Annotated in this window: 19 protein-coding genes and 1 tRNA gene; 11 read left to right on the forward strand and 9 right to left on the reverse strand. The window is 64.0% G+C overall.

Annotated features, from left to right (window positions below):
- The first annotated feature begins 23 nt into the window (after positions 1 to 23).
- On the forward strand, positions 24 to 2,939 hold the full coding sequence (locus VDP74_RS07640; protein WP_322999036.1) for a bifunctional diguanylate cyclase/phosphodiesterase: 2,916 nt from the start codon (positions 24 to 26) through the stop codon (positions 2,937 to 2,939).
- A gap of 6 nt (positions 2,940 to 2,945) precedes the next feature.
- Here VDP74_RS07640 and ccsB read toward each other — a convergent pair whose 3' ends face one another.
- From ccsB to VDP74_RS07655, 3 genes are all read right to left on the reverse strand, one after another.
- Entirely contained in the window at positions 2,946 to 4,256 is a 1,311-nt protein-coding gene (gene ccsB, locus VDP74_RS07645) for a c-type cytochrome biogenesis protein CcsB (RefSeq protein ID WP_416232955.1), read from the reverse strand.
- A gap of 40 nt (positions 4,257 to 4,296) precedes the next feature.
- Positions 4,297 to 6,345: a cytochrome c biogenesis protein ResB gene (locus VDP74_RS07650; RefSeq protein ID WP_416232953.1), complete on the reverse strand. Its 2,049-nt coding sequence runs from the start codon at positions 6,343 to 6,345 to the stop codon at positions 4,297 to 4,299.
- A 190-nt stretch (positions 6,346 to 6,535) separates the two neighbouring features.
- Positions 6,536 to 7,225 carry a c-type cytochrome gene (locus tag VDP74_RS07655; RefSeq protein ID WP_322999038.1) on the reverse strand — a complete coding sequence of 230 codons (690 nt, stop codon included), beginning with the start codon at positions 7,223 to 7,225 and terminating at the stop codon, positions 6,536 to 6,538.
- Positions 7,226 to 7,453: 228 nt separating this feature from the next.
- Between VDP74_RS07655 and yihA the strand changes: the two genes are divergently transcribed.
- Together yihA and hemB are read left to right on the forward strand one after the other, a co-directional pair.
- Positions 7,454 to 8,077, forward strand: coding sequence for a ribosome biogenesis GTP-binding protein YihA/YsxC (gene yihA, locus VDP74_RS07660; protein WP_322999039.1), 624 nt, complete (start codon positions 7,454 to 7,456; stop codon positions 8,075 to 8,077).
- 60 nt (positions 8,078 to 8,137) lie between these two features.
- The gene (hemB, locus tag VDP74_RS07665; protein ID WP_322999040.1) at positions 8,138 to 9,154 is read left to right on the forward strand and encodes a porphobilinogen synthase; all 1,017 of its coding nucleotides are present in this window, start codon (positions 8,138 to 8,140) and stop codon (positions 9,152 to 9,154) included.
- A 52-nt stretch (positions 9,155 to 9,206) separates the two neighbouring features.
- Here the strand turns inward: hemB and VDP74_RS07670 are convergent, their stop codons facing one another.
- Positions 9,207 to 10,370: a S1C family serine protease gene (locus tag VDP74_RS07670; RefSeq protein WP_322999041.1), complete on the reverse strand. Its 1,164-nt coding sequence runs from the start codon at positions 10,368 to 10,370 to the stop codon at positions 9,207 to 9,209.
- A gap of 46 nt (positions 10,371 to 10,416) precedes the next feature.
- Between VDP74_RS07670 and VDP74_RS07675 the strand changes: the two genes are divergently transcribed.
- The gene (locus VDP74_RS07675) at positions 10,417 to 11,196 is read left to right on the forward strand and encodes a Nif3-like dinuclear metal center hexameric protein (protein WP_322999042.1); all 780 of its coding nucleotides are present in this window, start codon (positions 10,417 to 10,419) and stop codon (positions 11,194 to 11,196) included.
- Positions 11,197 to 11,517: 321 nt separating this feature from the next.
- Here VDP74_RS07675 and mscL read toward each other — a convergent pair whose 3' ends face one another.
- Positions 11,518 to 11,970 carry a large conductance mechanosensitive channel protein MscL gene (mscL, locus tag VDP74_RS07680; RefSeq protein ID WP_322999043.1) on the reverse strand — a complete coding sequence of 151 codons (453 nt, stop codon included), beginning with the start codon at positions 11,968 to 11,970 and terminating at the stop codon, positions 11,518 to 11,520.
- A 165-nt stretch (positions 11,971 to 12,135) separates the two neighbouring features.
- Between mscL and petA the strand changes: the two genes are divergently transcribed.
- The 6 genes from petA to VDP74_RS07710 all read left to right on the forward strand — a co-directional run bounded on the left by petA (position 12,136) and on the right by VDP74_RS07710 (position 16,295).
- A complete protein-coding gene (gene petA, locus VDP74_RS07685; RefSeq protein ID WP_322999044.1) occupies positions 12,136 to 12,783 on the forward strand; it encodes a ubiquinol-cytochrome c reductase iron-sulfur subunit in 648 nt (215 codons plus the stop codon).
- Between the two features lie 44 nt (positions 12,784 to 12,827).
- Positions 12,828 to 14,213: a cytochrome bc complex cytochrome b subunit gene (locus VDP74_RS07690; RefSeq protein ID WP_322999045.1), complete on the forward strand. Its 1,386-nt coding sequence runs from the start codon at positions 12,828 to 12,830 to the stop codon at positions 14,211 to 14,213.
- A gap of 30 nt (positions 14,214 to 14,243) precedes the next feature.
- A complete protein-coding gene (locus VDP74_RS07695; protein ID WP_322999046.1) occupies positions 14,244 to 15,092 on the forward strand; it encodes a cytochrome c1 in 849 nt (282 codons plus the stop codon).
- Positions 15,093 to 15,146: 54 nt separating this feature from the next.
- Entirely contained in the window at positions 15,147 to 15,755 is a 609-nt protein-coding gene (locus VDP74_RS07700; protein ID WP_322999047.1) for a glutathione S-transferase N-terminal domain-containing protein, read from the forward strand.
- Between the two features lies 1 nt (position 15,756).
- Positions 15,757 to 16,188 (forward strand): ClpXP protease specificity-enhancing factor, encoded by a 432-nt coding sequence (locus tag VDP74_RS07705; protein ID WP_322999048.1) that lies wholly within the window; start codon positions 15,757 to 15,759, stop codon positions 16,186 to 16,188.
- A 31-nt stretch (positions 16,189 to 16,219) separates the two neighbouring features.
- Positions 16,220 to 16,295: transfer RNA gene (locus VDP74_RS07710), tRNA-Thr, on the forward strand.
- Positions 16,296 to 16,300: 5 nt separating this feature from the next.
- Here VDP74_RS07710 and VDP74_RS07715 read toward each other — a convergent pair.
- On the reverse strand, positions 16,301 to 18,352 hold the full coding sequence (locus tag VDP74_RS07715) for a PhoX family phosphatase (RefSeq protein ID WP_322999049.1): 2,052 nt from the start codon (positions 18,350 to 18,352) through the stop codon (positions 16,301 to 16,303).
- A gap of 5 nt (positions 18,353 to 18,357) precedes the next feature.
- Positions 18,358 to 19,713: an esterase-like activity of phytase family protein gene (locus VDP74_RS07720; protein ID WP_322999050.1), complete on the reverse strand. Its 1,356-nt coding sequence runs from the start codon at positions 19,711 to 19,713 to the stop codon at positions 18,358 to 18,360.
- A 181-nt stretch (positions 19,714 to 19,894) separates the two neighbouring features.
- On the opposite strand from VDP74_RS07720, the gene VDP74_RS07725 reads away from it, so the two are divergent.
- Positions 19,895 to 20,143 (forward strand): hypothetical protein, encoded by a 249-nt coding sequence (locus tag VDP74_RS07725; RefSeq protein WP_322999051.1) that lies wholly within the window; start codon positions 19,895 to 19,897, stop codon positions 20,141 to 20,143.
- Between the two features lie 53 nt (positions 20,144 to 20,196).
- Here the strand turns inward: VDP74_RS07725 and VDP74_RS07730 are convergent, their stop codons facing one another.
- Positions 20,197 to 21,216 carry a 2Fe-2S iron-sulfur cluster-binding protein gene (locus tag VDP74_RS07730; protein WP_322999052.1) on the reverse strand — a complete coding sequence of 340 codons (1,020 nt, stop codon included), beginning with the start codon at positions 21,214 to 21,216 and terminating at the stop codon, positions 20,197 to 20,199.
- A gap of 36 nt (positions 21,217 to 21,252) precedes the next feature.
- Entirely contained in the window at positions 21,253 to 21,732 is a 480-nt protein-coding gene (locus VDP74_RS07735) for a heme-binding protein (RefSeq protein WP_322999053.1), read from the reverse strand.
- Positions 21,733 to 21,762: the final 30 nt, after the last annotated feature.

The following is a 21,762-nucleotide window of genomic DNA, read 5'->3' on the forward strand; positions in this document are numbered from 1 at the left end:
TCCCGTCCTTATCGACCCGCTGCATGTCTCCACCGAAGGTTTTCGCCTCCACGCCCCCCACATCGCTGGTCCCGCAGCCCGGCGGTCCCCGCGTCTTCCTGATGTTTTTCCTGGCGCCGCTGTTGCTGGGGCTGGGTCTGCTCGCCAGCGCCTTGTTATTCCCCACGTACCACACCAGCCAGCCGGGCCAGGGCATGACCACGCATTTCCTGGCGGGGTCCTTCGACGACCCCCATGCTGCCATTGCGGCCCTGGGCGCCGGCCCGACGCGCCTGGCCCAGCAGATGCCGGCCGGCCCGACATGGCTGCTGGCTGACCTGGCGCCCGCCACCGGATCCGCCGGCGCACCGCCGATTGCATTGCTCCTGCGCAGCCCCCTGGCGGACATGCCCCATTGCTGGCTACTGGACAGCCGCAATCCCGGCCCGTTGACCGCCCTGAGCTTCCAGACCAACATCCTGGGCCAGGCTGCCGTCATCCCTCCGGACACGAAAAACCTGGATCAAATCGTCTGCCAGCTGAATCAGACGATCCCCGGCCTGCTGTCCATCGAACAATGGCACGCCCAGGACCTGGCCGCGACCCGTGCCCATCACACGCATGCGCTGGGCCTGCTGGAAGGCGGGCTGCTGATGCTGGCCGCCTTCATCGCCGCCATCGCCCTGACGACTCGCGATCACCTGTACGTGCTGCTGACCTGCTGGATCCTGTGTAACCTGCGCCTGGGCGCCTGGGCACTGGGCTGGGACCACCTGTGGCTGGGCCACCTGCTGTCGCCGCGTGAACTGATCTGGTCGCGCCAGCTGACCTTGCTGCTGTCCTTCACCACGACCTGGCTGCTGTTCACCCGCCTGTTCCGGCAAAGCCTGGGCGCCGTCATGCACCGCCGGCTGCAGATGATTGGCGTGGGCCTGTCCGTTCTGCTGCTGCTCCCCCTGGCGATCCCCTACTACGAGGCCTTCCAGGCTGCCAGCTTCCTGGCGGCGTGGGCCGGCACGGCGCTGGCGGCCACCATCCTGATCCACGCGCTGTTCCGCTACACGACTCGTTCCCTGTTCTGGCACACCCTGGGCGTCTGTCTGGCCGCCGGCATCCTGGTCACAGGGCTGCTGCTGATCGCCCTGGACCGACAGGCCGTGCTGGGAACCTGGCTGGCCGTGGCGCTGTTCCTGGCCTGCAACCTGCTGGTGGCGCTGGCCACCGCCAACCGCACCCGCGAAGACCGGCAAATGCGGCTGCGCCAGCGCAACGAACTGATCGCCCATGATTCACTGTCTCCGCTGGGGCTGTTCACGCTGGGCGCCACGCGCCACTTCGAACACCTGAACCCCAATGCGCGCGCCATGCTGCAGGTGCGCAACGACATCGAGATCCCTGCGCTGGGCTGGAGCGCCTTTTTCCCCGACGTCGATTGGGTGGCGGTCTCGCTGGCCACGGAACAGGGGCGCGACACCGAGATCCACCAACACGGCACCGACCCCACGGTACCCACCCGCAGCTTCCTGTTGCGCGCCACCCTGGCGGGCAGCCGCATCGAGGGTTCCTTGCAGGACGTCACCGCGCGCACCGAAACGCTGCGCAATCTGCGGCTGATGACCGATCATGACGCGCTGACCAACACCCTGAACCGGCGCGGAATCGAAGACGCCATGCAGACCGCGATCCAGGAACTGCAGACATCCGGCACGCCCTGCGCCCTGGCCTTCCTGAGCCTGGACCACCTGAAGCGGGTCAACGACCTGTTCGGCCACTCGGCCGGCGACCAATTGCTGCAACTGGCCTGTGACCGCCTGAGATACGCGCTGTCCGAGCAGCACAGACTGGGCCGCATCGGCAGTGATGAATTCATCCTCCTGTTTCCTCAGATCCGCGCCCGGGAGGCCAGGCGCATCGCCCAGGACATGATCGAAAGCCTGAACAGTTCGCCCTTCTACGTGGGCGACCGGGCCTTCCAGATCAAGAGCGCGATGGGCCTGATCGACCTGGATGCCCGCATGCGCCCGAAAGACGCCATCGCCGCAGCGACCCGCGCCTGTCGCGATGCCCGGAAACAGCACCAGGACATCGTGCTGTACGAGGAAAACGCCCACGAACTGTTCGACCACATCAGTGAATTGCGGGTCTTCGAACAACTGGAACAGGGCTCGCCCCCGGACGACATCTACCTGGCCATGCAGCCCATCATGTCGCTGCGCCATCCCTTGCAGACCTTGAATTTCGAGGTGCTGTTGCGCGCGCGCAGCGACGGCGAGCACCCGTTGCAGACGCACAAGATCATCCAGGCCGCCGAAGACAGCGGCATGATCACCATGATCGACAAATGGGTGTTCTCGACCACGCTGGAATGGATGGCGAAGCACCACCTGAAGCTGGGCCAGACCCACCAGGTGAACGTCAATCTCAGCGGCGTGTCGCTGAACGACGACCGCTTCATCGATACGCTGTTCGGCATCCTGAACCTGCAGCCGCAGTTCACGCGCCGCCTGTGCGTGGAAATCACCGAAGGCGTGGCGTTGCAGGACCTGGAACGCACCCGCCAGTTCATGCGCCGACTGCAGCGCATGGGCGCCCGCGTGGCGCTGGACGATTTCGGTGCGGGTTACACCTCGTTTTCCTACCTGAAGGAACTGCCCGCCGATACGATCAAGATCGACGGCACCCTGATCCGCGACATGCTGAGCAGCGAGGCCAACATCGCCATCGTCAACAGCATCGTGGATCTGGCCCACAACCTGGGGATGGAGTGCATCGCCGAATGGGTGGAAGACGTAGCTACGCTACGCACCCTGGCCGAGATGGGGGTCGACTACGTGCAGGGCTATGTGATTTCAGCCGCCCGGATGCCGGCGGACATCCTGGCCCACGACAACATCATGCCGCTGATCAGCAACCCGGCCGCCCAGACCTACATCGAGGAAATCAGCGGCCGGCGGGTCTGATCTACATCACAGTTCGCCGTAGGAATGCAGGCCGGACAGGAACATGTTCACGCCCAGGAAGGCGAAACTCGTGACCAGCAGGCCGCTGAGCGCCCAGTACGCCGCCATAGACCCGCGCAGCCCTTTCATCAGGCGCATGTGCAGCCAGGCGGCATAGTTCAGCCAGACGATCAGCGCCCAGGTTTCCTTCGGGTCCCATTGCCAGTACGTGCCCCAGGCATCGGCCGCCCACAGGGCGCCCAGGATGGTCGCTACCGTGAAAAAAGCAAAGCCCACCGCAATGGCCCGATACATGATGTCGTCGAGCAGTTCCAGCGATGGCAGGCGCTGGGCGATCGGCGCCCGGAATGCCAGGATGGCGCCGACGATCAACGCGCCGATGCCGAAATACAGCATCCAGGTGGCTGACAGTTCCCGTGAACCAAAGACAAAGGGCTCGGCGCACAGCACCGCACCCAGCAGGAACACCGGGATCAGGGGTTTCCAGTTGCGAGTCTCGCCATGCGATTTGACCAGGTAGGCAAAGCCCACCATGGCCGCCAGGCTGAAGGTGCCGTAGCCGATGAAGTTGGCCGGCACGTGCAGTTTCATCCACCAGCTTTTCAGGGCCGGGACCAGGGGCTGGATCTGGTAGGCGTCGCGGGTGAAGGAATACCACAGCAGGAACACCACCAGGGAACTGATGACCAGCAGCACGAAGCCGCCCAGCGCCCGGGTAGCGTAGCGGCGTTCGTAGTACAGGTAGAACAGGGCCGTGATCAGCGACATCAGGACGAAGACCTCGTACAGGTTGCTGACGGGGATGTGGCCGATGTCCGGCCCCATCAGGTGGCCTTCGCGCCAGCGCACCAGCAGCCCTGTCAGACCGGCGTAGACCGCGCTCCAGGTCAGGACCGTACCCAGCCAGGCGGCGGTATTGCTGGCGAAGCCGATCCAATAGCAGACCGTGGCCAGCACGAACAGGGCGCACATCCACAGGATGGCCGACTGCGAGGACAGCAGGTATTTCAGCAGGAAGCTGGATTCCGCCCGCGACAGATCGCCCTGCAACAGGGCACCCGTGGGGCTGTAGAGCCAGATGGCCAGCAGGGCGCTGGCGCCTGCCGCGATCATCAGCACGCGCAGGGGGCGCCACAGCCAACCCATCCAGCTGAACAGGCCCACGGCGCCGATCAGGATCAGCTTCTCGTAGTAGTCCATGAACTGGCCGTAGCTGGTCAGCACATGGCCTGCCCCCACCGCCAACAGCAGGAAGAAGGCAAAATCCGTCCAGTCGGGCCGGCCGCGCCGGCCCCGGCGATCGCCGCTGGTGTTCATATCCCGGGCCCAGAGGGCCGTCGCATCAGGCGTCAGGATGTCAGTTGTCATGGGATCCTCCGAGACGGCGCAGCGCATCGCGCAGGCGCTCAAATTCGTGATTGAAATCCAGGTTGCGGCGTTGAGTGGTCATGGCCGCCAGCCAGCTGCTGCCGCCGGCATCCGTTGGACGGATCCAGACCCATATCCGCCTTTCCCGAATATAGAACATCGAGAACACTCCCAGCACCAGCAGCAGGCAACCAAGATAGACCGTGTTCTTGCCGGGGCTGCGGGCCACCTGGAATACGCTGGCCTGGACTTGGTGAAAATTGGACAGCTGCAGGGCGACCGGGGCCGGATAGTCCGGCAGCGAGGCCAGCGCCAGCACCGACAGGCGCAGCCACTGGGCATCGCGTTCGGCCTGCGGCCCGCTGTCGGGCAGCGCCGGCAGATGCTGCTGTTCGCGCATCAGGGTGCGCAATTCGCGCAGGCTGAGCTGAATCATGGGCACGGCGAAGTTCAGGATCTTTTCCCGCTGGTCCGGCGGAGCGGAATCGATGATGCCGTTGAAGCCCCGTTGCGAGAACGTGCGCAGCGCCCCCTGGGCCGCCTGGAACATCAGATCGCGCTGCTCGCCGGCCGGCGCATTGCCGTCGGCAAAACGTCGGGCCGCCTGATCGCGCAGATTCGGGTCCGCCAGGGCGGCGCGCAGCTGCATGAATTCCTGCATCGTCCCCTGGTCGTCGGCCGGGATGCGCAGGTAACGGTAGGGTTCGGCGGCGGTATTGCGCGTCCCCAGCAGGAACATCGGGAAATCGTCGATGCTCACCGGCAGCATGTATTGGGTAAATTCATGGGCCTGCCCATCGGACCCGACCAGACGGTACTGGACGCTGGGGCCGACGTTGCGCAGGCTGTCGCTGCGCGGACGCACCGCACTGCCGGTCACGGCCGCAACGTCGCGCATCAGGTCGACGGGCTGCGGGTCGCCCGCCCCCCCCATATTTTCGACGTTGATGACGCGCAGGCCGGTGTAGTCGACGGTCTGTGCGCCCAGGCCGGCCGGCAGCTGCGCATTGCCGCCGACCGTGCCGGACAGGTCCACCGGCTGCGATGCCGAGCCCGACAGCGGCCAGGCCTTTAACTGCAAGGTGCTGCCGCCATCGTCGAAGCTGGACTGATAGACGGTCACGCCCTGATAGCGCAGGGGCTCGTTGACCTTGATGGTGCGGTCGAAGGATTTGCCGGTGGCCAGGTCCGTCACGACCACATCGCTGCGAAAATCGCTGGGCATGCCGGTGTCGTAGTATTCAACGTAGAATTTCTTCAGCCGGACCGAAAACGGCAGCGGCTGCAGCAGCACGCCCTGGCCGACCGAAACAATGCCCATGCTGCTTTGCTTGCCATCGGGAATCAGCATGTTGGCGCGGAAACTGGGGTTGCGCGCTGACAATCGCCCCGATTCGGGCACATCGGAAATCAGCATGTTGCCCACGACCGGCTGTTTGTCGAACAGCCAGGTCTGGATCCGCACGGGCAGTTCGCTGTCCAGCAGCCCGCCCAGGCAGATCACGACGATGGCCACGTGCGCGAAAATGTACCCCAGGCGGTTGGCCGCGCCCTTTTTCGCCGCCACCATGCGGCTGTCGCCGTCGGCCCGCACCCGGTAGCGGAATCCCTGGCTGCGCAACAGCGCCCCGACCTGCTCCACGGCCTGATCGGGGTTCAGCGCGCTATCCACATCTACCTTGTGGTGGAAGGCCTTCAGGCTGGACCCGCGCACATATTCCCGGAAAGTACGCATGTCGCGCAGCATCTTGGGCGTATTGCGCATGACGCACAGGGTCGTGGACACGACCAGAAACGCCATGATCAGCAGGAACCACGGGCTGTTGTAGATATGCCAGATGGAAAACTGATCGAACACCGCATACCAGAACGGACCGAACTGATCGATATAGGTGTTGGTGGCCTGGTTCTGCGGCAAAACGGTGCCGATCAGGCTGGCCACGCAGATGAACACCAGCAAGCTGATGGCGAAACGCATCGAACCCAGAAGTTCGACGATGTCTGCGCCCCGCACACGGGAACTGGAAGAAGACGTCACGGCTGCCCGACTCAAGAAAAAAAGGGAGGCGCGCCAGCGCGTCCCCCCTGTATATTTTTTAAAGTTCAACCTTACACCGACTGCGCCAGGATCCTTCCCAAAACCCCAGACGCAACCGGGAAATGCCCCGGCAGGCAAAGAATCGCGCGGCCATCCATGCAGCCTGCGCGCCCCGCCCGCCGGTTACCGATCAGCGCAGCCCGGCCGCGAAATCCGCCACGGCGGCCAGATCGGGATCCGTCATGCGACTGGTGATGTCATACATGATGCTGTTGGCCCGGTCGCCCGAACGGAACAGCTTGAGCTGTTCCAGGATGTATTCCGGATGCTGGCCCGCCAGGCGCGGGAATTCACCCGGCAACCCGGCGCCATTGGCCGAGTGGCAGGCCGCACAGGCCGGCACCTGGCGATCCGCGATACCCGCGCGCCAGATATGCTGGCCGCGTTCCATCGAGGCTTCGCTGGTGGCGGTGCCTGCCTTGTCCCAATCCATTTTCTGATGCGACAGGTACAGCGTGACGTTCTGGATGTCCTGCGGAGTCAGCGACGGCGCGATGGTGGACATGATGGACGGCGCGCCATCGGCCCCGGTGCGCACGGCGCGCTTGTCGCCCTGCGGCACGAAATCGCGCAGCTGTTTGGCGAGATATTCATGCGGCATGGCGGCCAGGTTCGGGTTGGCCGGGATGGTGCTGTTGCCAGCATCGCCGTGACAGGTCACACAGGCCAGCACGCCGCGCGACATGTCGCCGTTGACGTACAGCTGTTCGCCGGCCTTGGCATCGGGTTTGACGGCGTCTTGAGCGTGGGTCAAACCAGGCAGGGCGCCGACGAGCACCAGGCTGCCGGCCATGAACATACTGGAAAGCGCACGCTTCATGAGGTCCTCGGATGTGGGTACTGGCGCCGCGAGGCACCATCAGGTCATGAGGCCAGACCACCTGCGGAAAAAAGCCCGAGACAGCCGGCGTAACAAATACAAGCGAAGATTATACAATAGGCCCCAGATGCTTTTGCCGCCCGATGCGGCCGACGCCGCCACCGCAGGCCGACACCCGATGCGCCTGCCCCTTGTCCTTCGCGCCATCCGCGCCTTCATCGATCCGCCGTGTCCCTTCTCCATCGCGCCCGTTTCACGGTCTCCGCCGCCCGCCTGGACCAGCTGCCCGCTCCGACCACCGCAGAGGTCTGTTTCGCGGGCCGGTCCAATTCCGGCAAATCATCCGCCATCAACGTGCTGACCAATCAGCGCCGCCTGGCCTTTTCCAGCAAGACTCCCGGGCGCACGCGCCTGATCAATCTGTTCGGCATCCCCGATCCGATCACGACTGACGCATGGCTGGGGTTCCTGGTCGACCTGCCGGGCTACGGATACGCCGCAGTGGACCGCGCCGCACGCGACGAGTGGGCGGAAGTCCTGGGCGGCTATCTGCACGAACGCAGCAGCCTGGCCGGCGTGGTGCTGCTGATCGACATCCGTCGGGGCGTCACCGACCTGGACCGACGCCTGGCCCACTGGATCGGCCTGCGCGGCCTGCCCACGCTGGCCCTGCTGACCAAAGCCGACAAACTGCCCTACGGACAACGAATCCGCGCCGTCGCCCAGGTCCGAAAGGAACTGGCAGAGATCGGCACGCTGACCGCGCTGCCCTTCTCGGCCACCCACCGCATCGGCCTGGAAGAGGCCGCCGCCCACATCGAGAACTGGATCTCGCCGCAGGTCGTGCCCTGATCCAGCCTGGCCCGTGGCGGGCCACCGCATTCCCATCCGACTCCTTTCCAGGGTTCCGACATGACTGATTTTCTGCCTCCCGTCGACTTTCCCACCGCTCGCCTGCGCCGCAACCGGCGCGACGATTTCTCGCGCCGCCTGGTGCGCGAGAACCGCCTGTCCGTCGACGATCTGATCTATCCCGTCTTCGTCCAGGAAGGCCACAACGTGCGCGTGCCGGTGGCCTCCATGCCCGAAGTCGTGCGCCATTCCCCCGACACGCTGCTGCAGACGGCCGAAGAATGCCTGAAGCTGGGCATCCCGGTGCTGGCCCTGTTTCCGCACATCGATCCGGCGCTGAAGACGCCGGACGGCGCCGAAGCCGCCAATCCGGACGGCCTGATCCCGCGCACGGTGGCGCTGCTGAAACAGCATTTCCCCGAACTGGGCGTGCTGACCGACGTGGCGCTGGACCCCTATACCAGCCACGGCCAGGACGGGCTGATCGACGCCGACGGCCAGCTGCTGAACGAGCCGACCGTGTCGATGCTGGTGCGCCAGGCGCTGACCCACGCAGGCGCCGGCGTGGACATCGTCGCCCCCAGCGACATGATGGACGGGCGCATCGGCGCCGTGCGCCAGGCCCTGGACACCCACGAACTCATCCACACCCGCATCATGGCGTATTCGGCGAAATACGCCAGCGCCTTCTACGGCCCCTTCCGCGACGCGGTGGGCTCGGCCGCCAATCTGGGCGCGTCCAACAAGGCCACCTACCAGATGGACCCGGCCAACCGCCTGGAGGCCCTGCGCGAGGTCGCCGCCGATATCCGCGAAGGCGCCGACATGGTGATGGTGAAGCCGGGCCTGCCTTATCTGGACGTGCTGCGCGAAGTCAAGAACGCCTTCGGCATGCCGACCTACGCCTACCAGGTCAGCGGCGAATACGCCATGATCAAGGCCGCAGCGGCCAACGGCTGGCTGGACCACGACAAGGTCATGATGGAATCGCTGCTGGCCTTCAAGCGGGCGGGCGGCGACGGCATCCTGACGTACTTCGCCGTCGCAGCGGCCAAGCTGCTGAAACTGCAGGACTAGGTCCCGGCCCGCCCCGGCATCCGGGGTGCTGCCGTGCGACGCCCCGAGACGCTCAATGCGCGGGTCGTCGCACGGCCGGCCGCGTTCCGACCGTGACGTCCAGCGACCGGCTCCTGCCGCCGCGCAATACCTTCAGATGCGCCGTGCTGCCGGCTTTCATGGGCGCCAGGCGGTTCAGCAGATCAAAGGTATCGCGCACCGGCTGATCATCCAGCGACTGCAGGATATCGCCCACCTGGACGCCCGCCCGGGCGGCCGGCCCGCGTGGAATCACCCGGGCCACGATCACCCCCTGGTCATCCCGCAACTGAAATGCCTGGGCCAGGTCGGGGGTGATGTCCTGTGGTTCCAGCCCCAGCCAGCCGCGCTGCACGCGGCCATGTTCGATGATCTGGTCCAGGATCTGGTGCGCAGGTCCCGAGGGAATCGCAAAGCCGATGCCCAGGGATCCGCCGGTTTCGGAATAGATGGCGGTATTGATCCCCACCAGGCGCCCCTGGGAGTCGATCAACGCTCCGCCGGAATTGCCCGGATTGATGGCTGCGTCGGTCTGGATGAAGTCCTCGTAGGTATTGATGCCCAGGCGGTTGCGCCCCAGGGCGGACACGATGCCCTGGGTGGTGGTCTGGCCCACGCCAAAGGGGTTGCCGATGGCCAGCACCACGTCCCCCACCTTCACGGACTGTTCGGGGTCAAAGACGATGGTGGGCAGTTTGTCGAGGTCGACCTTCAGCACCGCCAGGTCGCTTTCGGGGTCCGCGCCCACCAGCCTGGCCGTGGCCTGGCGGCCGTCCTTCAGGCTGACTTCAATGGCGTCGGCGGATTCGATCACGTGGTTGTTGGTCAGGATGTAGCCGTCGGCGCGCACGATCACGCCGGACCCCAGGCTGGTGGAATTGCGCCGCTGGGTGAAGCCAGGCATGCTGCGCAACAGCTGCTGCAGGCCAGGGTCAGACGGCAGGGGGATCAGCGGGACGTCGACGTGCTTGCGGGTGTAGACGTTGACCACGGACGGCGCGGCCCGGGCTACGGCCGGGGCGTAACTGAGGATCGCCGTCCCTGCCGCAGCGCCTGCACCCGAGGTCGGCAGGACGGTCGAACCGGCAGATGGAACGTCCTGGCCAGACAGCCAGCCCGGCCGCAGCGTGGACACCAGAAACAGGGCGCCCAGGCACACCGTGACGGTCTGGGTGAAAATCAGCCACAATCGTCTCATTGATACAGACTCCGGGCGATACCGCCGCAAAATGGACATACCCGCAATGAAACCACAGATTTCCCGCCAGGAATTGGAAAGTTGGCTGAGCAGCACGCTGCATCCCGAACGCTTCAAGGACTACTGTCCCAATGGGCTGCAGGTCGAGGGCCGCGCCGAGATCCGCCATATCGTCACGGGCGTGACGGCGTCCCAGGCGCTGATCGAGGCGGCAGTGGCGCGCGGCGCCGATGCGATCCTGGTGCACCACGGCTGGTTCTGGAAGAACGAGGACCCCTGCATTCGCGGCCCGAAGCACCGGCGGCTGTCGGCGCTATTGGCCCAGGGCATCAATCTGTTCGCCTACCACCTGCCGCTGGACGCGCACCCGGAATGGGGCAATAACGCGCAGTTGGCGCGGGTGATGGATTGGACACCCGAAATTCAACCGGATGGCACGCCACGCCGCTGCGGGCCGGAAAATCTGGTCTGGCTGGGGACGCCGGCCTGGGACTGCACGGTGGGCGAGCTGGCGACCGATATTGCGCAACGGCTGGGCCGCAAGCCGATGGTGATCGGCGAACTGGGCCATATGGTGCGTCGGCTGGCGTGGTGCACGGGAGCGGCCCAGGGGATGATGGACGCGGCGCTGGCGGCGGGGGCGGACTGTTATGTCAGCGGGGAGATCTCCGAGCCGACGGTGCATCTGGCGCGGGAGACGGGCAGTGCCTACATCAGCGCGGGGCATCATGCTACGGAGCGCTATGGGGTGCAGGCGTTGGGGGCGGCGATCGAGGCGCAGTTCGGGGTTCGCTGCACGTTCGTGGATATTGATAATCCGGTTTGAGGGTGCTTGCGGGAGGGTGCTTGCGGGAGATCGTTTGTGTGAGATCTCATCGTCGCGCCCAGGGGCTTGCCGGCCCCGGTCGCGATTTGGCGGCTGCGCCGGACGTGGACGAGTAAGCTCCAACAGGGCCGGCAAGCCCCTGGGCACGACGATTGACGCACATTGGGGCGCTGCTGGTGCTGGTTGGGGGCAGCGAGAAGCAGAGGGCGGAAGATGAGTTCCTTCCGGCCCCTGCCGGCGTGTGGATTGGTGCCAACCGGCGGGGGCAGCGGTGTGCGCCTGCCAGCGCGCCCATCATGGAGACGCTGGCTGCACGGGTCGCTATTTCTTCAAGGAATCGCGGATTTCGCGCAGCAGGGCGATGTCTTCGGGGGTGGCGGGGGCCTCGGCGGGCGGGGGGGGTGCTTCCAGGCGGCGGCGGGCGTTGTTCACCATTTTCACCAGGATGAAGACCACCAGGGCCAGCAGGATGAAGTTGACGAAGATGGTCAGGAAATGGCCCCAGGCGAAGACGACGGCGCCGGCCTTGGTGAGTTCGGCGGCGGTCATGGCGCCGGCGTAGCCGGCGGGCAGGCGCAGGACCCAGAACAGGTTGTCGAAATTGACCTGGCCGCCCAGGATGAAGTTGATGACCGGCATGACCAGGTCATTGACGATGGAATCGATGATCTTGCCGAAGGCGCCACCGATGATGACCCCGATCGCCAGGTCCATCATGTTGCCTTTGACGGCAAATTCCTGGAATTCCTTGATGAAACCACGTGCTCCGGCCATGTTGCGTGTCTCCTTGGCATTTACCCCATTGGTCGTAACGCTATAATACGCGGTTGAAGACCTCCGTGGAATGCGTCGGCAGGGCCTGGTTGGCCGCCGTAGCCCACGCGTACGCAGATTATTGTCAAACCGCTCCGCCCGCTGGGCGGCTATCAGGGATAACAAATGAGTCAGAATCCGACACAGTCCGACGAGCAGGGCGCAGTCGACCCGAACCTGCCCCCCGATCCTTCTCGACGCTTCTGGGTGGCTTCGGCCTGTACCCTGGGCGGGGTGGCTGGCGTTGCGGCGGCGGTTCCGTTGGTCGGATCGTTTGCCCCGTCGGAAAAGGCAAAGGCGGCTGGCGCGCCGGTCGAGGCCGACATCTCGGCTCTGCCTGAAGGCCAGATGATGGTCGTCGAATGGCGCGGCAAGCCGATCTGGATCGTGCGCCGCACAAAGGCCGAACTCGAAGCCCTGCCCAAACACGACGCTGAACTCGCCGACCCCCAGTCCAAGCGCCCCGGTTTCACACCGGCGTTCGCCGAAAACGAATGGCGCTCGCGCAAGCCCGAATATTTCATCTGCATCGGTATCTGCACCCATCTGGGCTGCTCGCCGACCGCCCATCTTCAGCCAGGCGCCCAGCCGGGCCTGCCCAACGATTGGCCAGGCGGCTGGCTGTGCCCCTGCCACGGCTCCACTTTCGACCTGGCCGGCCGCGTGTTCAAGAACAAACCCGCGCCGGACAATCTCGAAGTCCCGCCCTACGCGTTTTCTCCCGACGGGTCACACGTCATGATCGGGGTAGACGAATACCCCAACAAGGCCTGATGAACGCGCTGTTCATCTTTTCGTGATACTGATAGGAGCCGTTCATGGCCGAAAATAATGTCGAGACGACCGGGTTGCTGGGCTGGGTAGACCGCCGCTTCCCCCTGAGCAAAATGTTCAAAGAGCATATGTCCGAATACTATGCTCCGAAAAACTTCAATTTCTGGTATTTCTTCGGGTCGCTGGCGCTGCTGGTGCTGGTGATCCAGGTCGTCACCGGGATCTTCCTGGTGATGAACTACAAGCCCGACGCGCGCTTCGCCTTCGAGTCCGTCGAATACATCATGCGCGAAGTGCCGGGCGGCTGGTTCATCCGCTACATGCACTCCACCGGCGCCTCGATGTTCTTCATCGTGGTCTATCTGCACATGCTGCGCGGCCTGTTCTACGGCTCCTACCGCAAGCCGCGCGAACTGGTCTGGATCTTCGGCGTGGGCATCTTCCTGTGCCTGATGGGCGAGGCCTTCTTCGGCTACCTGCTGCCCTGGGGCCAGATGTCCTACTGGGGCGCCCAGGTGATCGTGAACCTGTTCTCCGCCATCCCGTTCATCGGTCCCGACCTGTCCCTGTGGATCCGCGGCGACTACGTCGTGTCCGATGCCACGCTGAACCGCTTCTTCTCGTTCCACGTGATCGCGATCCCGCTGGTGCTGATCGGCCTGGTCGTGGCGCACATCATCGCCTTGCACGAGGTGGGCTCCAACAATCCCGACGGCGTGGAAATCAAACAGGGTCCCAAAGACAAATACGGGCGTCCTGTCGACGGCATCCCCTTCCACCCCTACTATTCCGTGCATGACATCGTGGGCGTGGCGGGCTTCCTGATCGTCTTCGCGGCCATCATCTTCTTCGGCCCCGAAATGGGCGGCTACTTCCTGGAATACAACAACTTCATCCCGGCCGACCCGCTGAAGACCCCGCCGCACATCGCGCCGGTCTGGTATTTCACGCCGTTCTACACCATGCTGCGCGCCACCACCAGCGACTTCACCTGGGTCCTGTCGGCTGCTGCCGCCGTGGCTGCCGTGGCGCTGTTCGCAAAGGGCAAACTCTCGGGTATCTGGCGCCTGGCCATCCCGGCCATCCTGATCGTCGTGGCCATCCTGATGAAGACCCTGGATGCGAAGTTCTGGGGCGTGGTGTCCATGGGCGGCGCCGTGGTCATCCTGTTCTTCCTGCCCTGGCTGGATCATTCCCCGGTGAAATCGATCCGCTACCGTCCGTCGTGGCATAAGTTCCTGTATGGCGTCTTCATCGTCAACTTCCTGATCCTGGGCTGGCTGGGCACGCAACCTGTGACCCCGACCTTCACCCTGATGGGTCAGATCTGCACGGTGATCTACCTGGCGTTCTTCCTGCTGATGCCTGTCTGGAGCCGCCTTGGCACGTTCAAGCCGGTCCCCGACCGCGTTACGTTCCGCGCTCACTAATGGCCCATCACTGACTGCTACGGAAAGATCATGATCAAAAAACTGCTCGGTGCCCTGGCCCTTTCCCTGACCTGCACGCTGACCTTCGCCGCCGAAGGCGGTGTGCACCTGGATCGCGCCCCCGACCGCATCACCGACCTGGCTGCCCTGCAAAACGGCGCCAAACTGTTCGTCAACTACTGCCTGAACTGTCACAGCGCCAGCTCCATGCGCTACAACAAACTCATGGACCTGGGCCTGACGGAAGCCGAAATCAAGAAAAACCTGCTGTTCTCGCGCGACAAGGTCGGCGATCTGATGACGATCTCCATGACCCCCGAAGACGGCAAGAAATGGTTTGGCGCCGCGCCTCCGGACCTGTCCGTGATCGCCCGCGCGAAAAACAGCAACTTCGGCCCCTCGGGCGTAGACTACATCTACACGTACCTGCGCAGCTTCTACCGCGACTCCACGAAGAAGACCGGCTGGGACAACACCGTGTTCCCCAGCGTCGCCATGCCCAACGTGCTCTGGCAACTCGAAGGCCCGCGCAGCTACACCCGCGTCCAGGTCCACGAAGTGTCCGACGACAAGGGCGCCGCCCACTGGACGCGCACCACCACGGTGTTCGACGACTCCGGCATCCCCACCGTCAAGAACGAAGCCATGCCCGGCTACGAGGGCGAATCCTCCGTGTCCGGACGCTTTGATTCGGCCGACGCCAAGACCTTCAGCCAGTTCGAAAGCAACGTGGCCGACCTCAGCAACTTCCTGGGCTGGATGGCGGAACCCGGCCAGCTGATACGCAAGCAGATCGGCGTCTGGGTGATGCTGTTCCTGTTCCTGTTCCTGTTCGTGGCCATCCGCATGAACCACGCCTACTGGAAGCATGTCCGGTAAACCGTGCGCCCTTCGGGGCGCATCCCCTGCTTTTTCTGTATTGGAATCCACGACATGATGGTGCTCTATTCCGGGACGACCTGCCCCTTTTCGCAACGCTGCCGCTTCGTGCTGTTCGAAAAAGGCATGGACTTCGAAATCCGCGATATCGACCTGTACAACAAACCGGAAGACATCGCGGTCATGAACCCCTACGGCCAGGTGCCGATCCTGGTGGAACGCGACCTGGTCCTGTACGAGTCGAACATCATCAACGAGTACATCGACGAGCGCTTCCCGCATCCCCAGCTGATGCCGGCCGACCCGATCATGCGCGCCCGCACGCGCCTGTTCCTGTACAACTTCGAGAAAGAACTGTTCGTCCACGTGTCGACGCTGGAAAACCGCAACATCACGGATGAAAAAACCCGTGACGTCGCCCGCGCCAACATCCGCGACCGGCTGGCTCAGCTGGCCCCGCTGCTGGTGAAGAACAAGTTCATGCTGGGCGACGAGTTCTCGATGCTGGACGTGGCCGTGGCCCCCTTGCTATGGCGCCTGGCCCACTACGGCATCGAACTGCCGAAAAGCGCAGCCCCGATCCAGAAGTACGCCGAGCGCCTGTTCTCCCGCCCCGCCTACATCGAAGCCCTGACGCCTTCCGAAAAGGTCATGCGCCGCTGATATGCAGGAAACCTCGACCAAACCGTACCTGATCCGTGCACTGCACGAATGGTGCACGGACAACGGCTACACGCCCTATCTGGTCGTCACGGTGGATGCCAACACGGTCGTGCCCGCCGCGCATGTGCACGACGGGCAGATCACGCTGAACGTCAGCCACCTGGCCACCAACCGACTGACGCTGGGCAACGAATACATCGAATTCGAATCCCGATTCAACGGCGCAGTCGAGCATCTGTTCATCCCGGTGGCGGCGGTTTCGGCGGTCTACGCCCGGGAAACCGGCGCCGGCATGGGCTTCGAGGTCGTAGCCTCCCAGCCCTACCCGGGTGGCGGCGATGCAGCCCCCGAGACTGCCTCTACGGCCTTGGCACCGGACGACACTCCCCCCTCCGGGGGCCCCAAGCCGTCCCATCTGAAGATCGTCAAATAAGACCGCCGTTCCTGTAGAATGGCGGTCTTTCGCCGGCTTAGCTCAGTTGGTAGAGCAGCTCACTTGTAATGAGAAGGTCGAGGGTTCGATTCCTTTAGCCGGCACCAAAAATTCAACTGCCCACCATCCCCCCGTCCTGCTTCCAGATCACCACGGTCGCAGGACGCGGGCGTGTCGCCCGGTCGCCATCCGGCCAACGGGATGCGGACAGCGGCCTGGCCTGGGCCTCGTCCAGATCCGGACCTTCCCCGGGATGCTGGATGTTGATGAAGACGAAGCGCTGATCGGGCGTCCAGGTGATGCCGGTCACTTCACAGCCCCTGGGGCCTGTCAGAAAGCGGCGCAGTTCGCCGGACGCCGGATCGGCGACCAGCATCTGGTTGTTGCCCTGGCCGGCATAATCCCCATCGTTGCCGTATTTTCCGTCCGTCTGGATCCACAGCCGACCCTGCGGATCGAACCCCAGGCCGTCGGGGCTGTTGAAGGTGTTCTCCGGCGTGATGTTCCGGGAACCGTGGCGGGGATCGCCCTGCCCATACACGCCCGGATTGCCCGCCAGCAGGAAGATGTCCCAGGTGAATGCCCGGCTGGATGCATTCTCGCCCGTCTCGCGCCAGCGCACGATCTGGCCGTAGATGTTCTTCTCGCGCGGATTGGCCGCATCAGCGCCGGGGTGCAGCGGGCCTCCCGGCCAGCGCGGCTTGCCGCTGCCGCGCGCACTGTTGTTGGTCAGCGTGACATAGGCTTCGCGCCGGTCCGGATGCACGGCCACCCATTCGGGCCGGTCCATGGGCGTCGCACCCACCGCATCGGCCGCCTGGCGGGTCTTGATCAGCAATTCACCCATGTCCTCGTTGAACAGGGCGCCCAGCCGGCTGCCGTCAGGCGTGGCGGTATCCAGCGCCAAGGGAATCCAGCGGCCAACACCCTGGCCATCCGCGCCGGCATCGAAACGCGCCACGTACAGGACGCCCCGTTCCAGCAATTGTCGGTTATGGGACGCATCGCCGGAGCGAAAGGTCTGCTCCGACACGAACTTATAGAGATATTCGCTTTGCTGGTCGTCTCCCATATAGACGACCACGTGGCCGTCGGGGGCGATCGACAGGGCGGCATTCTCGTGCTTGAAGCGACCCAGGGCAGTCAGTTTGCGCGGCGCGGCCTTGGGATCGAAAGGATCGATCTCGACGATCCAGCCGTGGCGATTGTATTCGTTGGGTTCCTGCGTCCAATCGAAGCGCTTGTCGTGCAGATCCCAGGCATAGTCCGGGTCGGAGGCCTTGGCGCCGCCTTTGTAGCGCTGCATGTGTCCGCGATACGCTTCATCCGGGTAGTCGACTGCCTGCGCATCCCGGTGCCCGACGCCAAAGTAATCGGTGAAGTTTTCCTCGCAGGTCAGGTAGGTGTTCCAGGGCGTCCAGCCATTGCCGCAATTGCCGAAAGTGCCGCGCACACGCCGGCCGGTAGCATCCGCCTGGGTGCGCAGCAGCGCATGCCCGGCGGCCGGGCCGGCCATGTCGATGGGGGAATTGGCGTGGATACTGCGGTTGTAGGGCGAATCCTCGACCAGTTGCCACCGGCCCTGCGTATCCAGACGGATGTGGGTGACGGACACGCCCTGCGCATGCTGAGCCTTGCGAACCCAGTCCAGCGTCCAGCCGGGACCGCCGGGCTGCACCCCGGCAGGAAAGAAATAGTGGGGCGTGACGTATTCATGGTTGGTGACCAGCAGGCCTTCCGTGCTGCTGCCGGAGGCCCCGTTCTTGCCATCGATGGGAAAGAAATGCATGCCGTCGTGGTTGTAGCCGACCTGCTGTTCCTGGGCGGCGCCGTTGTCACTGGCATCGCCCAGAAACGCCGGCGCGCCAGCATGCAGGGGATCCCCCCAGCGCTTGATCACGGCATGGGCATACTCCGGGGGCACGACCACGGTATCAGCCGTGCTCATGGGCACGGGACTGAAACCCAGCACGGGCGCGGCAGGCACCGAGCCGGCAGCGGCCAGCGCCTGCGTGACCGGCAGCATGCCGCCCAGGAAACCGACGGCCCCCATGCCCAGACCGCCCGCCAGGAAGCGGCGACGGCTGAGACGCGCCTGCAGCTGCGTCAGGGATTCCCGACTCGAAGGGTTGACGGGGATATCGTCCAGGTCCAGTTTTTTCATGGTCATCACCGGCTGTTCAGCAGTTGTTCGACGCGCAGCAGCACCAGCTCGTTGTCATCCTGGCGGTTGGGCTCTCGGCTGGACGAGAAGGGAAAATTGTTGTCATTGCCGACGACGATGTGCGCGGCGTCCACGACATCGACGTTCTCGATGGTGAAGAACGGGAACTGCAGGACGCCGTCGGTCAGGGGCTTGCGGGCGACGCCCTTGGGGTCCTGGATCTTCAGCAGATCGATATACGCGATCTTGCGCATTGCCTGGCCGGCATCCCCATCCGGGAACACGACCTTGTAGACGCGCTTGAAAGCCGGCAGGTTCGAAAAGCAGACCGTCGTGTCCTTCGCCGCAGGCGCGCAGGCCTTGTCGGGCGTGCCCTCGCCGTTGTCGCGCTCGATCACCAGAGCGGTCTTCGCGTCAATCATGTTGAAGTCGCCAATGGCATGGTTCTTGCCTTCCAGGGGATAGAACCAGGAACGGCCCGTCCATTTTTCGTCGGCCACACTGAATTCCAGGACGCGCAGCACCGTCTTGCCGTCCTTCATTTCCCAGCCTCCGGCGCCTTCGTCCCACACAGGACCTTTCAGCAGGGGATACAAAAACTTCCCGTCCGGCGAAGCGGCCATGCCTTCGAAGCCCTTGGAGCGCTTCAGGTTCACGCCCTTGTACGACTGCCCTGGCTCACCGGGTGTCGCCACGCGGTAGTGATCCGGCGACCGGATTGCCTTGCCGTCAACCTCCGTTTCAAAGAACGCCAGCACCTTGCCGCTGCGGTCGGTCTTGATCAGGTACGGCCCGAACTCGTCCCCGATCCAGAAATGATCGCCGATGGGCTGGAAGCTTTCCGTGTCCAGGTCCGAGCCGGTCAGATAGCGCTGCTTCGTGTCTTCGTGCACGATGCGAAACGGAATTTTCTTGTCGGGATCACTCAGGAAGACCGTCTGCAATGGAGCCAGGGTGCCGGCAGCCCAATCGATGCGATACCGGTTCAGGTACAGCATCGAATCCATGGAATTGGCCTTGGCGCCGAAACCATTGTCGGTCAGAATCCAGGCCGTTCCGTCGTCCAGCACCCGGATGCCGGAATGCCCCTGGCGGGGCTGGCCCTGGATCGGCAAGGCCATGCCGGTCGCCCGGTCGGCCGAACGCCCCATCACGGTCTCGGGCTTCTCGACGTGGACCGCAGTCGTGTATTTACCGGACGATTTCAGGTCATCCGGCGCATCCGCCGGGGCCGACACCACACTTTTGGCGGGCAGCACGGCATGCCCCTGTAGTTCGGCAGGGGTTTCCTGCTGGGCGGCAGCGACAAATGGAAGGGCGCCGATGATTGCGGCAATGATCGGCAAATGGCGAAACTGCATGGGCTCGTCCTTGACATGACTGAGAGAGGAGCATGCAGTCTAGCGAGCGCATATGACGCGCATGTGACAGGCTGACCGGGTAAATCACCCACAAATATTAGGGTTAACACTAGTCAAACCCACCAACAAACGGTATACTAAATACAAGTCAATCGGGACGAACCCGCACAGGAGAACCATCATGGCATCCCCTAAATCCTACCCCTCCACGCCCGTGGGCGAACTGCTGGGCCGCTTCTACAATCACCGCTCGGTTCTCAGGCGCACCATTCCGCTATTTGCCATCACACCAAAAGACGTGGTCAAGGCCTTGCGAGGCGAAGCGGCCATGAAACCCGGCCAATCCACCCCCGCTACTCCCGGCAGCACGCCGCACCAGCGGACCGTGGCACCGCACAGCAGTCGCCGGCCCGCGCATGCCTCTTCGTAATTGCAAACGGGGCGGGGCAGCCCGCCTGCCTGCCCTTCTCTCGGTGGGGGCCATCAGGCCTCCACTGAATCCTCGCGGTGATGGAAGGTGAAGCTGTCTGAATAGATGTAGTCCAGCTCGGCCCCCAAGCCCAGCAGCAGCCGCTTGGTATCCGTCACCATTCCGGGCGATCCGCACAGGTAGAAGGCAAATTCGGACACATCCTCGAAGTCCTGGGCAATGGCCTGCTGCACATGTCCGCACCGGCCTTGCCAGGTATCGGCAGCCCGGGACAGGACCGGCACGAAATTGAATTCATACAGCCGGTCCGCCCACGAATCGAGTTCCTCGCGCGCATATAGATCGTCTTCAGTGCGCATCCCCCAATACAGCGATACCGGCGGACAATCCTCGTCGTCCAGCAGCGATTCCAGGATGGCGCGAATCGGTGCCAGGCCGGTGCCTGTCGCGACGAAAATCATGGGCCGGTAGTCCTCGGCATGGTAGCAGAACGTCCCGCGAGGGATTTCGACGTCCAACATGCTGCCTGCGGCGAGCGAGCCCAGAAGACCCTGAGTGAAATGCCCCCCCGGCACGCGCCGGATGTGGAACTCGACCTCGTTGCCAAACGGATACGCGCCAGCCATCGAAAAACTGCGCTCGCCGATGCCTTCGAGCAGTACATTCATGTGCTGGCCGGGCCGGTAATCACAATCCAGATCTTCCGGGAGCTGAAGCACCAGGCGCGAAATATCGGCAGTCAGCGGTTCCACCGCCCTGACCTCGGCTTGCGTACGGATAGGTTCCGGCAATTCCGGCCCCTTGCTGGCAGGCGTGATCACCATATCGCAATCGGGGTGGGCCTGGCAGGCCAGGGCATAGCCCTGGGCCGCTTCTTCCTCGGTGAGCGCCATCGGGAACTCATCGTAGTGGGCAGATCCCTCCTGGACCTTGATCCTGCACGTGCCGCAGCTCCCGAAGGTGCACTCGTGCGGCAGCCTGACGCCGGCCCGCAGGGCTGCATCCAGAATGGTTTCCTGACCCGCAACTTCGAATGCCTCTTGGGTATCCGATACCACTATCCGATGACTCATGGCGACTCTCCAGACTGTTCTCGCCGATTGACGGGCTTATTTCTTGATGTCGGCTTCCACCAGCACGGCCATGCCCTTGGCCTTCAGGGCGTCAGCCAGTGCCCGCAGGCCGGCCAGCCCGGCCTCTGTATCCTGCTTGCCATTGCCGCCGCTCAACCCGAGGCCACCGACGACCTCGTCATCCACCACAATCGGGAAGCCGCCCACGAACGCCGCAAAGCGCCCTTCGAAGCTGAGCTGAATGCCAAAGGCCTCGTTGCCCGGCAGTGCCGGCCCGTTGGGCGGAGTGGTGAACAAATGCGTCGAGCGCTTGTGTCCTGCGGCTGTGAATGCCTTGTTCATGGCGATCTGCGGCCCGGTGATCCGAGCGCCATTCATGCGCTCCAGCACAATCGGAAAGCCACCGGCATCCACCACGCATACGGTCTCCAGGACTCCGATTTCCTTGGATCTCGCGATGGCCGCATCCACCATCAGTCGGGCTTCTTCCAGTTCCAGTTGCAGGGTCTTTTTCATCTCTGTCCTCCAATGACATAAGTGCTGCGA

The sequence above is a fragment of the Castellaniella sp. genome, from assembly GCF_034674885.1.
Lineage (GTDB): Bacteria > Pseudomonadota > Gammaproteobacteria > Burkholderiales > Burkholderiaceae_B > Castellaniella.

Bases quoted from the DNA above. Each gene is read 5' to 3' on its own strand.
- VDP74_RS07640 (WP_322999036.1), top strand. From the start codon at position 24: ATGTCTCCACCGAAGGTTTTCGCCTCCACGCCCCCCACATCGCTGGTC.
- ccsB (WP_416232955.1), bottom strand. From the start codon at position 4,256: ATGAACACCAGCGGCGATCGCCGGGGCCGGCGCGGCCGGCCCGACTGG.
- VDP74_RS07655 (WP_322999038.1), bottom strand. From the start codon at position 7,225: ATGAAGCGTGCGCTTTCCAGTATGTTCATGGCCGGCAGCCTGGTGCTC.
- hemB (WP_322999040.1), top strand. From the start codon at position 8,138: ATGACTGATTTTCTGCCTCCCGTCGACTTTCCCACCGCTCGCCTGCGC.
- VDP74_RS07670 (WP_322999041.1), bottom strand. From the start codon at position 10,370: ATGAGACGATTGTGGCTGATTTTCACCCAGACCGTCACGGTGTGCCTG.
- VDP74_RS07675 (WP_322999042.1), top strand. From the start codon at position 10,417: ATGAAACCACAGATTTCCCGCCAGGAATTGGAAAGTTGGCTGAGCAGC.
- mscL (WP_322999043.1), bottom strand. From the start codon at position 11,970: ATGGCCGGAGCACGTGGTTTCATCAAGGAATTCCAGGAATTTGCCGTC.
- petA (WP_322999044.1), top strand. From the start codon at position 12,136: ATGAGTCAGAATCCGACACAGTCCGACGAGCAGGGCGCAGTCGACCCG.
- VDP74_RS07690 (WP_322999045.1), top strand. From the start codon at position 12,828: ATGGCCGAAAATAATGTCGAGACGACCGGGTTGCTGGGCTGGGTAGAC.
- VDP74_RS07695 (WP_322999046.1), top strand. From the start codon at position 14,244: ATGATCAAAAAACTGCTCGGTGCCCTGGCCCTTTCCCTGACCTGCACG.
- VDP74_RS07700 (WP_322999047.1), top strand. From the start codon at position 15,147: ATGATGGTGCTCTATTCCGGGACGACCTGCCCCTTTTCGCAACGCTGC.
- VDP74_RS07705 (WP_322999048.1), top strand. From the start codon at position 15,757: ATGCAGGAAACCTCGACCAAACCGTACCTGATCCGTGCACTGCACGAA.
- VDP74_RS07715 (WP_322999049.1), bottom strand. From the start codon at position 18,352: ATGAAAAAACTGGACCTGGACGATATCCCCGTCAACCCTTCGAGTCGG.
- VDP74_RS07720 (WP_322999050.1), bottom strand. From the start codon at position 19,713: ATGCAGTTTCGCCATTTGCCGATCATTGCCGCAATCATCGGCGCCCTT.
- VDP74_RS07725 (WP_322999051.1), top strand. From the start codon at position 19,895: ATGGCATCCCCTAAATCCTACCCCTCCACGCCCGTGGGCGAACTGCTG.
- VDP74_RS07730 (WP_322999052.1), bottom strand. From the start codon at position 21,216: ATGAGTCATCGGATAGTGGTATCGGATACCCAAGAGGCATTCGAAGTT.
- VDP74_RS07735 (WP_322999053.1), bottom strand. From the start codon at position 21,732: ATGAAAAAGACCCTGCAACTGGAACTGGAAGAAGCCCGACTGATGGTG.